This is a genomic window from Bacillus sp. HY001 (assembly GCF_007558965.1).
Lineage (GTDB): Bacteria > Bacillota > Bacilli > Bacillales > Bacillaceae_G > Bacillus_A > Bacillus_A mobilis.
In genome coordinates this window covers 46,148-59,605 of record NZ_VLTE01000005.1, presented here as the reverse complement: position 1 = coordinate 59,605, position 13,458 = coordinate 46,148, and the positions used below count along the sequence as shown (strand labels likewise).

Here is a 13,458-nt window from a genome sequence, read left to right as displayed (position 1 = left end):
TATTAATGAGAGGTGAAGATGAAAATGCGTTCATTTACATTCAATGGCGAACGAAAGAATTATATTCAAATAGAAAAAGGATGGAGTCCGCCAACATGGTCACCTTTGAGGCGAAATTTGTTAAGAGTTCCTGGGTATCCAGGTGCAAGGATATTAAGTACAGATACTGACCTTCGGCCGCTACTTGTACCTGTAGGGATTATTGTTCCAGATGGACAGAATTTAGAAACATTAAAGGAAGAAATAGCGAACTGGCTCATTACTGAACAACCAGTTGAACTTATTTTTGATGCAATGCCAAATAGAACATACTTAGCTATTGTGGATGATAGTTTTGATTTAGATGAGTTTGTCACCTTAGGAATAGGTGCTATTAAATTCATATGCCCGATGCCATACAAGTTAGGCGAAACTAAAACGGCTGAATTTGTTCAAAATTGGTCTACTGAAACAACAGCATACTTAAATAATCAAGGCAGTGTAGAAGCGCCGCCAATAATTGAAATGACAGTAAAGAAACCAAGCACTGTTTTAGATGTGTGGTTCGGTGAATATCCTAACGCTCGTGAATATTTCCGCATTGGATTACCTATATCTATCGATGATAAACCTGTACAAGAAGAAGAGCGTTTGTTATGGGATGAAATGAATAATATTGTCGGTTGGACTGACGCTAGTCAAATCGGAAGTATGAAAAGTACTGGTAGATTTAAGGTTAATGATGGTAGATTCGCATTTGAAGTTGGGGAATGGGGGGATCAAAAAAACTTAGAATTCACAGGACCTATATGGAAACGCTCGATACCTGGTGGACCCCTTACTGATTTTAAAGCTGAAATATGCGTTACTTTGATAGCTAAAAATTATTGGGAAATGGGTCGAGTCAGTATGTTCTTATTGGATGAACAAGGCGGTATAGTAGCCGATGTTAACATGAATGATCTGTATTGGACGGCCAAACAAACACACGCTTTTGCGCGCATCGGAGATGTTTCACAACCAAACAATACAAGAAAGATGTTTGACTCTGGAGGTAGTGGTAATACAGCATTTAATGATTTCTATGGTCGGATGGCAATCGCTCGCCGTGGGAAAAAATGGTCTGTTTACTTTGCTAGATTCCGAGACGGAACAGAGATAGACGACTATAAAGCGGTTGAATTCTTTACAGACGATGAAACAAATCCAATGACAGTAACAGGTAGAAGGGTCGCCCAAATAGCTATTGGTATTCAGCGATGGTCTACTAGTGACCCTACTAACTTAATGAGAATTGATGATTTAAAGATTTGGAAAATTAATAAGGTAACTGATGGAAGTAAGCCATACTTGGTAGATACTGGCGACAAAGTTGTAATTGATACAGAAAGAAGCCTTGTTACGATTAACGGGAAAAACGCTATTAATATTAAAGATATATTTAGTGAATTCCCCACTATTATCAGAGGATATAATCGAATCGATATTATGCCACCAGATGTTACAGCAACGATTAGTTTCAGGGAGAGATATCGATGAGAGGACCAAGCGGGACACTTCATGTTGTTGATTTTAAAACCAATCAGATTATCGCAGCCATTCAACCAAAAGACTATTGGGATGACAAACGACATTGGGAAATCAAAGATAATATTGATACTTTAGAATTTAAAGTATTTGATAAGACAAAAAATGCAATCTCGCTTATGCAACAAAACCTAGTGTTAAAAGAGGTTCGTGATGGGCGTATTGTTCCATATGTAATCACAGAAGTAGAAAAGGATTCTGAAGGTAGATCACTTACAGCTTATGCATCCGGTGAATGGATTCAACTTGCAAAAGCGGCATATATTCCTCCACAAAAAATAGAAGTCAAGACAGTAATTGAAATGGTAGACATAGCTCTTGCAGGTACGAAATGGAAACGGGGGAAAACGGTATATTCGAGTTTTCGTTCCATGGAAATCGATAAGTTTATTGATCCACTTTCACTTTTAAAGAAAATCGCATCATTATTTGATTTGGAAATTCAATATCGAGCCGAAGTTGTGGGTTCTAAGATTGTTTCTCGTTATGTGGATATGGTTGAAAAACGAGGTAATGATACTGGGAAAGAAGTTACTCTTGGTAAAGACTTAATTGGTATTAAGAGAATTGAAAACTCACAAAATATCTGCACAGCTTTACTTGGTTTTGTAAAAAAAGAAGGTAAAGATTTCATTACGATTGCTGATGTAAATAATGGTGTCCCTTATCTTGTGGATAATGAAGCTTTCCAACGTTGGAATGAAGATGGAATGCATAAGTTTGGTTTTTATAGCCCAGAAACAGAAAGTGAAGATATGGATTCAACACGATTGCTCACTCTTATGAAGACTGAGATGAAAAAACGTATTAATACATCAGTTTCTTATGAGGTAAGCGCACATAGCATTGGACGTATATTTGGTTTGTCTCATGAATTAATTAATGAAGGAGATACAATACGGATTAAAGATACAGGATTTACCCCACAATTATTTTTAGTGGCTCGCGCAATATCTGGTGATGAATCATTTACTGATCCATCAAAGGATAAATATACCTTTGGTGATTATGTAGAAATTATCGATACGAGAGAAGAATTACAAAAGTTATATAACAAACTTCGGGATTCTTTATATGATAAGGCTGATATGGATGCCTTAAAAGAACTTGAAGAAGAATTCAAAGATACATCTAGTGGTTTTAACGATAGATTAATTGCTATGAAAACAAGCCTTGAACAAACCGATTATTCCATCATTTTAAATGCGCAGGCAGTTAATGCACGGATGGAAAAGTTATTATCTGAATTGGAAGTTAACGCAAGAGAAATAAAGGCTAAGGTTGGAAAAGGTGACATTGCTTCTGAATTAAATATAAATCCACAAAGCGTACTTATAAAGTCAGAACTGATTGATCTAGTCGGTAAAGTAAAGGCAGAGTGGTTAATGGCTGGTTTGTTGATGGGTATGACCATTAAAACGAGTAATACTAATGAACATTTGCATATGGAAAACCAAGTTCTACGTTTTGTGAACCAAGGAACCGATAAGATTGTAATAGGTTTCGAAAATGAGAGGAAAAGTAAAACTTTAAATCCTTATATCGTCCTGGGGCAAGGTGACGGCAACGGCAGAAACGTTGGTAGTATCTACAAAGATAACGATGGAGTTTACTATCGATATGTAGATAACGCTGGGGCTGAGAGTGATATTCGTCTAACAGCTCAAGGGAACATTGGTATCAAGGCTCAAGATGGACTTTGGTTCACATCTAAAAGAGCTAATTTTACAGCTCCAATTGAAACGCCTGCAATAAAATTCAACTCAGCTGGTGCAACACCTGGATCTCAACAAGGGACAGTATGGGTAGGAAATGGTTTTAACGGGTATGGACCTTACTTTTATAACAATGGTTGGATCCCATTAAAATATTAACAATTAAAAAGGAGAAATTTTATGAATCGATTTTTAGGCATATTAACAACTGTAAGCGAAGATGGGACAATCAAAGTTCCGTTAGATATGTTACAGACAGCGGGTATTAAACCAAATGCAAAGGTGGAGTTATTCTCTGATACTTCTAATCTTTTCATTCGTACCGCTGAGAAGTTTTGTGATATTTGCGGTACAAACACTAACACAACAACAATCGGTAGCCAGGAAATTTGCAAATATTGTTTAGATAGAATTGCACAAGCGTCACAAGAAAAACAATAGGTGGTATCAGAATAGGAACATCGAAAAATTAATTAGTTAAAACCGAGGGAGCAGCAGAAGCTGGTCTTTTTTAATTGGAAAGGAATGATACGATGGTGAATTCTATATTTAAAACTTACGAAGTTACTGTAGATACTATGAAGGATTCAAGTGTTCCACAAAATATGCGTTATTCCCAAAATGACTTAAAAAGTGCAAAAATACTTATTAATGTTAATCATGATGGAAATGAAGAAGATTTCTCTGAAGCAATTGCAGTTCGTGTTTCTTTTGAAAAATCTGATAAGAAAATTGTTTATCAAGATTGCCAACCAATTAATGTTATGAAAGGAAAATATCAAGTTTTACTTACTACGCAGACACTTACTTCGGTAGGGATTGTAACAGCACATATTCATATTTATTTTCCAAATGATAAGAAAGTGGAAACAGGATCCTTTACGTTTGAAGTTGTCGAATCGAAAATGAGCGATGAAGTAATCGAATCGACAGATTCATTCACTGTAATTCAAAAAGCAATTGAAGTAGGAGAAAAGTTTCAAAATGTAGATTTTAATCCGATTCTCGCAGCTGGAGCATTGGCACAGGGAGCATTGCCTAAATCAGGCGGAACGATGACAGGCAATGTTGACATGGATATCTCTGTAGGTGCGAAGAGTAAAGGTTATCGTTGGAAAGATGCAAGCGGTACCTTGTACGGGATTGAATCCGCTACAGATGGCAAGTTAATCTGCTATGACTATAAGAGCGCTGTCAGAGTATGGGAGTACGATCCTGTAACGAAAAGATTTAATGTCAATGTTGCAGGGAACGTGCTGAAGACTACAGGCGATACTATGACTGGGCATTTATACTTTGAAAAGGATAAGGGGTTGTACTTCAAGAATGCAGACACGGGAGCGGCGACTACTCTATATAGCGACGCCAACGGTACTATATTAAGGGATTTATTAGGAAACACCAACGTGTGGACTTATAATTATGCGTCAAAAACATTTACCTTAAGTTCGGGTGTAACGTCTAACATCATGCGTAATACTGGGGATACTATGACGGGTGACCTCTCAATGGAGATGGGAGCAGGCGCATCGCGTAAAATTGCTTTCCGAAAACCGGGAGGAACTCTGTTATCTGAAATATTTAGCAATGAACAAGTATTTACTTTGAGACACAATGACGGTACTTCAGTTAATGACGTATTGAAGTACAGTTACGATACAAAGAAATTTGATGTATTAACGCCAAACACTAACTTAGTGACGAAGACGAAAGACGGGTCTCCTACATTAACATTAACGGCTGATGCAACAAACCCCGATACAGCAGTTCCGCCAACGGCAACTAGACGTGGAAACTCCGTAACCTTTAGGGGTTCTTTACGAAGAACTTCAGCTACGTCAAACGCGGTATTGTTAACACTGCCCGTGGATATGCGTCCCGCGACTAATATTTATCAAGGGGTAATTGCTACAGATGGGACGTATGCAAGGTTAATAATTAGTGTTGGTGGTGTTGTTCAATTAGAAAATTCAAGCGCTAATAAAGATTTTTATATTGCTTGCACTTACGTAGTAGATTAATAAAGGAGGAAAGCAAATGGCTAAATATTACGGCTATGTTTACGATGAAAACGGGAAGTTTACGGAAATGATTCCCGTGAATGATAAACCGATTTACGAGAAGAAAACCTTCTACCGTGAAGAGGTGAAAGAAACTATAACTCAAGAGAAGTTATGCGAGTTGCACCAGTCCATTAAAGATGGTACGTATGAGCCACCACAACCTGAGGAAGGTGAAGAGGTTGTGCCACACGAGCCAATCCCTAAAGAGGACTGTCACGATTGTGTCATGTTCGACATCAAATATGAAACTATTCAAGTGCCATACGAAGAAGACGTGATTGTAGGGTACGAGCCTGACTTACCACCTAATACTACTTTAGAGGTTTGTCCGTGGCTCGCATACGATCCTGTATTCAATGGCGAGAAGTGGATTAAAACGAAAGAGCCAGTGATTGAGGAGCCAGTTGCAGAGCCGTCAGAGTTAGAAAAGCTTAAAAAGCAGATGGAACTAATGCAGAAAGCAATAGACGAAATGATTATTGCAAGTATTCAATAAAAAAGGAGTTGAAGCAGAATGGCTGAATACATGGCACAACGAATTATAGATGAAGTTTTCACCTATACATTTATCATTGCAAAGATGAAAGCATATAAGGACAGAATTGATAAGTATCTTACCGACAATGGAAGAGCAGATTTAATTACCGATAGCGCACAATAGTGGGCTTTTTATTTTGAACAAAATACGGTTTGTATAACAAAGAGGGGCAAATAACTGTCTCTCTTTTTATTTTGGGAAGAGGTGGTCAAAGTGGAACAATGTAAGGATTGCGAAGGTAACAAAAAACAGATTCAAAATATGGAAGTTCGCCTTGCTGTTGTGGAAAGTAAGGTAATAAAAATTGAAGAAAGTATTGAGAAAATCAGTGCCAATACTACATGGATTCTTCGCATCATAATTGGAGCAATTATAACAGCTCTAATTGGGCTGCTTCTGAAAGGGGGTGTGTGATATGAATGAAATTTTAAAGAAATATGTTAATCCTGAGATTGCGATATTATTATCAGGCTTTTTAGGTGCCCTCAAATTATTGCTAGACTCATTAGGGTACCACGTTATTACGGATGATACGATTAGTGCTGTTGTAAGTTTCGCCTGTTGGAGTGTTGCTATAGGAACAATGGTAACTAATACCTATGTATCAAAACATCGTCAGAAACAGAAAGAGACGCTTCAAAATAAAGGTTTATTGTGAGCATTACCATATAGGTAGTGCTCTTTTTTATTACATTAAAAGGAGCTGTTGAATAATGAGAGTATCGAGTCATAGAGGACATAACGAGATTGTGCCCGGAGCTAACTATGGTAATCGTAAAGAACACCTTTTAGGAGATCAAACTAATGGAGACTTTATTAAGAAGCTACGTGCATTAGGTCATTCTGTAGAAGACGATACAGACAATGTGGGTCGCACAAAGAGCGCCGTTGTAGGTAACCAAGTTAGGAATATCAATGACAGGCCGAACGACGTAGGATTTGCCTGGCATAATAATGCCTCTGATGGAGAAGGACACGGAGTAGAAGTCCTCTGTTTTTCTGAAAAAGAAGCACCTATGGCAGCTCGTATCTCAGAGGAAATCGCTAAGCGTACTGGTTGGAAAGACCGCGGAGCTAAAATTCGTCCAGATGTTGGAGTAATCCGCTCCAGTAACTGCCCATTCTTCCTTATCGAAGCAGGTTTTATTGACAATGATGGAGATATGGCCAAGTGGAATGTGGACGCAATTACTTCAGCTGTAATTTTTGCCTATTTTGGACAAGAATCTAGAAGCGGAAGCTCAAGTGTAGCGCCTACTCCACCAGCTAAACAAAATATTATCCAAACGGGGTCATTTTCACCGTATGAAACTCCTGATGTGATGGGAGCATTAACATCCCTAAAAATGACAGCTACATTCATTTTACAATCTGATGGATTAACGTATTTTATTACTGATTCTACTTCAGATGCGCAACTTAATGGAATGAAAGGCTGGCTTCAGCGTAAAGGCTGGTGGTATGAAGAAAAGTAAAAATAAGAGCCGTCATTTGACGGCTCTTATTTTTAATGAATATTTTTTAGGGACAGGTATTAGAATAAGAATTTATGCGTTAAGTATCCCATTAGCAAGCTTAGTTATAGATGATATAAAATAATGTCGTACAGAAAAAACACGCTTAAAAGTTAAATTGCCTTGCTTTTTATGTATTAAGAAAAGATATCAAGAATAAAATTTTACATGAAAAAAGTTAGTTTTAATATCTACAAATCACATTTTTTTACTACAATAAGATTAAATAAATGGGCAATTATTTTAGCTTCGTCAAATGTTTTAAAGCTGTTATTCAAAATTCTCCTCAAATATGTACGTGTTTTTGAGTCATAGATTTCATATGTCTTACTATTTTCATTACCTTTTACAATATATCTTGTTCTATTATCAAATTCTGAAACGCTTCTTTTAGCTATTTCTAAAAGTTTTTTATCTCCATGAATGTCATTTAAGACTCTAGCGAAATTCTTTGCTTCTTCAATAGAGCTAAAACCACTTATATTATCATTAGTTTTCAAGTCTATTACAGAAAAGTATTTAAAGTCTCTTCCGGGTAAACAAAGGGCATTAAATCTTGACTCGTCTTCCCAACTGATATATTGATTAAAATATGAAAGATTCTTTCTATCTTCATCATAAACTATTGCTTTAACGTAATTCTGTAATTTTTCATCGTAAATATACCACCAATTATTTTCGTTCTTTATACGTAAAGTAAACCTTTTTTTGGGTGGTATCTTTATTTCATATGTAGATATCTCTGTTTTTTTCTTATCAGGTACACTATTCTTCTTAAAGAGAGATTGTAAAAGTAACAAAATTAATTGTAACATAAAATATTTCCTCCTGAGTTTAGGTTATAGCTAGATCTGTATTTGTCTACGGAATAAAAATATGCATATTATAAATACTAGATTATCTTCATAAAGTGTTGTATTAAAAAGACACTCTAAGATGCCTTCCTCCAACTTGATAACTATATTTTATGATTTCATTTTCTTTAGTACATACCTTGTCGCTGAAACAGGTGAAGTAAATGCTAATGCAGCATCAATTAGGTCTATTACATCATTTTTAAAATGTTCGTTGTCTGTATTAACGTCTGTATTGGTTTTAATTTTAGTTTCTGAATCCGTTGTTACTCGAGGGTGTTTGCCATCAGTGAATTTGAACCTAAACTTTAAGAGGCCAATAAGTTTATTGTTTTCGTGTAAATTCATAAAAAAGTTAACTATATCAAGTGATTTATTAAACCCTTCAATGGTTTCAGAATGATCCACATTAAGCTCTTTTTCCTGTTCATTCCATGATTTTATATGACTACTTAAAAGTGCATGTCTTTTATCAAAAAAGCCATTAAAATCAAAGGTATCATTTTTTTGTTCTGCTAAAGTATAGTATGCAGTAAATTCATCTAACTGATATATAAAATTGGGATTCTCTTCTTTTAATTCAGCAATCAACTGAGCATAGAACGAGTCACTATCTTGGTTATCCATAATCAACTTTGTAATTATTTCAGCGTTTTTTTCATTAAAATCTAATAGCGTTCTTACAGAATTTATATATTGTATGTATTGTTTTGATAGTGAATTTTGATCACCATAACTTTTAAGAAGTATGGAATCAGTTAATTTGTCTTTTTCATCTTCAATCATTTTAAGGAGTTTTTGTTGTTCAGTCACCAATATTTCTTCTTTTGGTAATTCAAATTTACTTCCGCATTCTCCACAAAATTTGGCATTTTCTATTCTAGCAGAACCACATTCATTACAAACCATTACATAGCACCCCAAATTCAATTTCTCTTATTTTAAATTCATCATGTATCATCATTTGGCTTATTTACATAGAGAAAAGATACCTTTCAAAAAGCGCAGCTCTCTACCTAATCTGTATTTTACTACATTTGATTATAAAGTTTAATTAATTTAATGTAAAATAAACTATACAAATGAATAGTTTGGTAAACAAAAAGAGCCGTCATATGATGGCTCTTTTTTATTATTATAATTTGTTAGATGAACCAGTTTTATTTTCTTCTTTTCTTTTTTCAATCTCTTTCTTTACCTCATTAGGAATGGCTATATCTATATTACCTTTTGCCTTTTTATAATCTTGTAACAAGGTATTAGCGTTTTCGTTAAACTTTAACAAGCTACCACTAGGTGATTTAACTTGTTCATTTAGAGCGGTTATGATCCCGTAAACTTCTTTATACCCTTCGTAAGTTTCCTTATATTTTTTAGGCTCTTCATTTGCGGCTTCTGAAACAACCTTTAGATTTTCACCCATGCTATTATACATTTTGGTAATTCCTGTAATTATCATTGCTGAGTCTTTTATTTCCGTATTAACCGCAAGAGAGAAGTCTGTTCGATTGTTAATGGCATTCGACCACACTCTTGAGTATGCGGAAAGCTGATTTGTAGAAACATATTCAAACGCTTCAGCGCTTATATAAAATTCAGTAGCTGCATTCAAATATTTTTCATCCCTTTTCTTTTGAGCTTCTAATGCCGCCGCTTCTTTTTTATCAGCATTTAATTTCACAACATTGATACTAACGACAGTTACAATTATTGCTAATACGGCTAATAAACCTATTATGACCTTCTTATTCATGAGTTCCCCTCCGATGTTGATTATGTAAGATTTCGTTATCAGCATAACAGGTTATTATTTTTTTGTTTGTCATAATTAGTCGTTTATTCTTTATTTATCATCTTCAATCCAAATATCTTCAATATGTATATTCAATTCTTTAGCTATTCTAAATGCGGTAGTAAATGTAGGTAAGTTCGCTCCGTTAACAAGTGTACTGAGTGTCGATTGACTTAACCCCACTAGTTTAGCAAATTCTTTTTGCTTAATTTCCCTTTCTGCAAAAATGATTCGAAGTCTACATTTGAATTTCAACTAAATCCCTCCCTCTGTATACAATTCAAGGAAATAAATTTTGAACCTTCTAAACAAAATGGTTTTTATTTAAAAAAGTTTAGACGGACAGGCAAGTGAACTTTGTCCCTGACATATACCTATACCAAAGCAGCTACAAAGGTAAGGGAACAGGCGTAGCCACAATAAAATAGAAATTCGCTACAAAAGTAGAAACCATGGTAAGCAAATAGAGTCTACCAAAGTAATTACCGATGTACCTATCAAGGTTCGATTACCACGGTTTTGATTCCTGCAACATAATAATAGCGGGTTTTCTAATTTTGTTTATAAAGGGGAGAGAGAAATGGAAAATGGATATGAGGTTATCGGAAACAAAATAAAGTTCTATTTAAATCAAGATCTAACAAAGGGGTGGAATCAAATTCCGAAACCTAAGTTTAGAAACATGCAAGAGATAAATGAGTGGTGTGGAAGTTCTACAAATGAGATAGTTTGTCAATGGGATGCGCTAAATCAGAATGCAATGAGTACATCGGACACCACAGATTTTTTATATAGGTGGATGAGTTGGTATGTAACCAAACCTTTAGACAGCACAGCAGCCGAAATAAGGAAGTTACCGGATGAGTTAGCGGTATTCATTACGAATGTTCCATTCGATGCAATTGACCTATTAAAGCGCACGTCTCAGATGGTTTTAGAGTGTGTATGTTTGATGTTTAAAATGTTTGTGTGAAGGAGTGGTCTTATGTTTAGGAAAAAGGAAATCATACCGTTTCGTGATTTTATGAACGGATCATTTAAAAAGCAGCAGAAGCAAACAAAATTATTAAGCATTGAGCCAATCAGTCCAATAGCGTTTTTCCATATGGCACAACCCCTTGTACACACTTATGTAGCACTTGGCATACTTGGCGGACTAACGATTGGAGCTGTTTTATTGGAAAGATATCTGGTTCAAAATGACCGGATTACAGCAGGTAAATTAGTATCAGATGGACTGTATCACGGACTTCGGATAGGTAGCATTGGTTTTATTGTATATGTGTTCATTCGAGTTGTAAGGATGTTTTAAAGGGAGGGTATGAATGTGATGAAGGAATGGTTTCATAAAAGAGCTATAAAGAATCTTTTAATTGAGGTATTCAAAAAAAGTGGTATTTACTATGAACACCAAACAAGAGGAGGTAAATTACCTGTTTTCCCGAAAATCCATCATGTTCTAGAAACAAAAGATTCTGTCCGATATACATTTACTTTACCAAACGGGGTAGATCCGCAAACGATTGAGAAGAAATGGTTTTGCTTTCAGCAAATCTTAGGGAGGGAACTGGCGATTGAAGGAGATATAAAACGCTTTGTATTGCACTCGTTCAAACATAATAGCTTACAACCGTACTTTTATAACTATTCAGATTGGTTACCACATCTAAAAGGACATAGCATCCCTGTAGTGGTAGGAAAGGACCAATTTGGAAAGTGGATTGTATATGATATGACGGATTCGAATAGCCCACACTTATTAATAGCGGGAGAAACAGGAAGTGGTAAAAGTAGTATGGTACGCGTTATTTTATCTACATTGATTCAACATTTGCCACCAGAATCATTACAGCTGTATTTAGGTGATTTGAAGAACTCAGAATTTCACTTTTTAAGAAGAGTGCAACACGTTAAAAAAGTTTGCATGGAAGAAGTAGAAATGGAGGTAATGTTAAACCAATTGTGGATGGAAATTATCAAAAGACGTAAGTGTATGGAGAAATATGAAGTAGACCACGTTAACGAATACAACAAAGTGACTACAGAGGAAAAATTACCGTATATTTTAATTTGCATTGATGAGGTTGCGATGTTGGAAGATGAAAACGATAGTATGAAAATTATTAGAAAGATATCAGCTGTCGGGCGATCATTAGGCGTATTTTTAATGTTATCGATGCAGCGGCCGGATGCAACCGTTATCGATGGGAAATTAAAAGTGAATATGACAGTCAGAATGGGGTTCCAGTGTGATTCATCGTTAAATGCAGGAATTATAGGTACACCAGGTTCAGAACTGTTAGAGCAATCCGGGCAAATGATTTTCAAATTAAAAGGACTAAAGAAAGTGCAAGCTCCAGAGTTAAAGTTAGAAAAAGCAAAGAAATTAGTGGCTCCTTTCAGAATGACAAAAGAAATAGAAGTAAGTACTGAAGTGAAAGAGGAGCCTTTATTTGGGGTGTTAGATGATGAGGAATAGAGATATGGCTATTTTGAAGAATTTGACTAAATTTCGTTGTATGTCACGGGACGACATTGTGGAATTACACTTCAGCCATTTGAAAAACCCAATAACATCATGCAATACGGTATTAAAAAGATTACGTAGAGATGGACATGTGGAAGTGAATACTACATTCCAGCCATATGTGTATTTTCCACAACCAAGCGCAATTAGAAAAACAAGTCAAAAAATACCACATTTCTTAGGCATAGTAAATGCGTATAAACAATTGATCCAAAATGAGAAACCTAAGATTTTTAAAGTAGAACCGAAGTATGGAAAAGAATATATGGAACCTGACATATTTACGATTTGGCGAAAAGCTCCCTTCTTTATTGAAGTACAAAAATCAATATACAGTAAAGCTGTAATGCAAGAAAAGATTAAAAGATATGAAATGTATTTTTGTGGTATGAAATGGCAAGAAGAATCTTGGCAGCCATCCAATAAAAAAATATTCCCCTCAATTTTAATCCTTACTGATAGAAAGTATGATGTCTCCAGTGCAAATTTCCGCATTTTTCAAGCGAATTCAATTAAAGATTTTCTTAATCAAATAACACCCAAACATCCAAAAAAAGAAATCTCTATTCAAGTGGGATCAAGAAAAAATTAATTTAAAAGGAGTGATTTATTATGAGTGAAGCAACAAAAGAGTTAAATGAAATTTTGCGTAAGTATGATGTGAGTGCTGAAGACGTAATTGAAATGATGTCACAATGGTTAGAAAGAAAAGTTTATGATGATCGTGAAGAAACTTTAGAGGAATATGGAGAAAACGATTTTATACGTTTAGATAATCTTCATGCTGAAATAAATAAATTAGATTGGAAATTCAATTTTCCTTATTGAAAATAAATCACAAAAAAATTAATGGGCATATATATAAGAAGAGAGTGTCATATAAAATGAT

18 protein-coding genes are annotated in these 13,458 nt (G+C 35.3%); 14 read left to right on the top strand and 4 right to left on the bottom strand.

Features of this window, described 5'->3' with window-relative positions; all coding sequences use genetic code 11:
* Nucleotides 1-24 precede the first annotated feature (24 nt).
* The 9 genes from FOT98_RS02825 to FOT98_RS02790 all read left to right on the top strand — a co-directional run bounded on the left by FOT98_RS02825 (nt 25) and on the right by FOT98_RS02790 (nt 7,357).
* Complete coding sequence (locus FOT98_RS02825; protein WP_186292090.1) at nt 25-1,518, top strand: distal tail protein Dit; 1,494 nt, start codon at nt 25-27, stop codon at nt 1,516-1,518.
* Nucleotides 1,515-3,440, top strand: a complete 1,926-nt coding sequence (locus FOT98_RS33255; protein ID WP_144290937.1) for a phage tail spike protein — start codon at nt 1,515-1,517, stop codon at nt 3,438-3,440. The genes FOT98_RS02825 and FOT98_RS33255 overlap by 4 nt, the downstream gene beginning before the upstream one ends.
* A gap of 21 nt (nt 3,441-3,461) precedes the next feature.
* A complete protein-coding gene (locus FOT98_RS02815; protein ID WP_144290936.1) occupies nt 3,462-3,722 on the top strand; it encodes an AbrB/MazE/SpoVT family DNA-binding domain-containing protein in 261 nt (86 codons plus the stop codon).
* Between the two features lie 92 nt (nt 3,723-3,814).
* Nucleotides 3,815-5,302 carry a phage baseplate upper protein gene (locus FOT98_RS32840; protein WP_260850902.1) on the top strand — a complete coding sequence of 496 codons (1,488 nt, stop codon included), beginning with the start codon at nt 3,815-3,817 and terminating at the stop codon, nt 5,300-5,302.
* Nucleotides 5,303-5,318: 16 nt separating this feature from the next.
* Nucleotides 5,319-5,840: a hypothetical protein gene (locus tag FOT98_RS02805; RefSeq protein ID WP_144290935.1), complete on the top strand. Its 522-nt coding sequence runs from the start codon at nt 5,319-5,321 to the stop codon at nt 5,838-5,840.
* A gap of 18 nt (nt 5,841-5,858) precedes the next feature.
* Entirely contained in the window at nt 5,859-6,005 is a 147-nt protein-coding gene (locus FOT98_RS32200; RefSeq protein WP_186292089.1) for a hypothetical protein, read from the top strand.
* Between the two features lie 90 nt (nt 6,006-6,095).
* Nucleotides 6,096-6,296 carry a hemolysin XhlA family protein gene (locus FOT98_RS02800; protein WP_390841887.1) on the top strand — a complete coding sequence of 67 codons (201 nt, stop codon included), beginning with the start codon at nt 6,096-6,098 and terminating at the stop codon, nt 6,294-6,296.
* A gap of 1 nt (nt 6,297) precedes the next feature.
* On the top strand, nt 6,298-6,540 hold the full coding sequence (locus tag FOT98_RS02795) for a hypothetical protein (RefSeq protein ID WP_144290933.1): 243 nt from the start codon (nt 6,298-6,300) through the stop codon (nt 6,538-6,540).
* Between the two features lie 55 nt (nt 6,541-6,595).
* Nucleotides 6,596-7,357 (top strand): N-acetylmuramoyl-L-alanine amidase, encoded by a 762-nt coding sequence (locus tag FOT98_RS02790; protein ID WP_144290932.1) that lies wholly within the window; start codon nt 6,596-6,598, stop codon nt 7,355-7,357.
* Nucleotides 7,358-7,587: 230 nt separating this feature from the next.
* On the opposite strand, the gene FOT98_RS02785 is transcribed toward FOT98_RS02790, so the two are convergent.
* The 4 genes from FOT98_RS02785 to FOT98_RS02770 all read right to left on the bottom strand — a co-directional run bounded on the left by FOT98_RS02785 (nt 7,588) and on the right by FOT98_RS02770 (nt 10,297).
* Nucleotides 7,588-8,211 (bottom strand): hypothetical protein, encoded by a 624-nt coding sequence (locus FOT98_RS02785; protein WP_144290931.1) that lies wholly within the window; start codon nt 8,209-8,211, stop codon nt 7,588-7,590.
* Nucleotides 8,212-8,361: 150 nt separating this feature from the next.
* Nucleotides 8,362-9,159 carry a zinc ribbon domain-containing protein gene (locus FOT98_RS02780; RefSeq protein ID WP_144290930.1) on the bottom strand — a complete coding sequence of 266 codons (798 nt, stop codon included), beginning with the start codon at nt 9,157-9,159 and terminating at the stop codon, nt 8,362-8,364.
* A gap of 226 nt (nt 9,160-9,385) precedes the next feature.
* Nucleotides 9,386-10,003 (bottom strand): hypothetical protein, encoded by a 618-nt coding sequence (locus FOT98_RS02775; RefSeq protein WP_144290929.1) that lies wholly within the window; start codon nt 10,001-10,003, stop codon nt 9,386-9,388.
* Nucleotides 10,004-10,093: 90 nt separating this feature from the next.
* Entirely contained in the window at nt 10,094-10,297 is a 204-nt protein-coding gene (locus tag FOT98_RS02770) for a helix-turn-helix transcriptional regulator (protein WP_098946767.1), read from the bottom strand.
* A 325-nt stretch (nt 10,298-10,622) separates the two neighbouring features.
* Here FOT98_RS02770 and FOT98_RS02765 point away from each other — a divergent pair, with 325 nt between their 5' ends.
* Genes FOT98_RS02765 through FOT98_RS02745 form a run of 5 tightly spaced genes read left to right on the top strand, consistent with a single transcriptional unit; the run spans nt 10,623 to nt 13,397 of the window.
* Nucleotides 10,623-11,015, top strand: a complete 393-nt coding sequence (locus tag FOT98_RS02765) for a hypothetical protein (protein WP_124878123.1) — start codon at nt 10,623-10,625, stop codon at nt 11,013-11,015.
* A 12-nt stretch (nt 11,016-11,027) separates the two neighbouring features.
* Nucleotides 11,028-11,354 carry a hypothetical protein gene (locus FOT98_RS02760; RefSeq protein WP_000488699.1) on the top strand — a complete coding sequence of 109 codons (327 nt, stop codon included), beginning with the start codon at nt 11,028-11,030 and terminating at the stop codon, nt 11,352-11,354.
* A gap of 9 nt (nt 11,355-11,363) precedes the next feature.
* The gene (locus tag FOT98_RS02755) at nt 11,364-12,521 is read left to right on the top strand and encodes an FtsK/SpoIIIE domain-containing protein (protein WP_144290928.1); all 1,158 of its coding nucleotides are present in this window, start codon (nt 11,364-11,366) and stop codon (nt 12,519-12,521) included.
* Complete coding sequence (locus FOT98_RS02750) at nt 12,511-13,161, top strand: replication-relaxation family protein (protein WP_186292088.1); 651 nt, start codon at nt 12,511-12,513, stop codon at nt 13,159-13,161. The genes FOT98_RS02755 and FOT98_RS02750 overlap by 11 nt, the downstream gene beginning before the upstream one ends.
* 20 nt (nt 13,162-13,181) lie before the next feature.
* Nucleotides 13,182-13,397, top strand: a complete 216-nt coding sequence (locus FOT98_RS02745; protein ID WP_124878119.1) for a hypothetical protein — start codon at nt 13,182-13,184, stop codon at nt 13,395-13,397.
* Nucleotides 13,398-13,458: the final 61 nt, after the last annotated feature.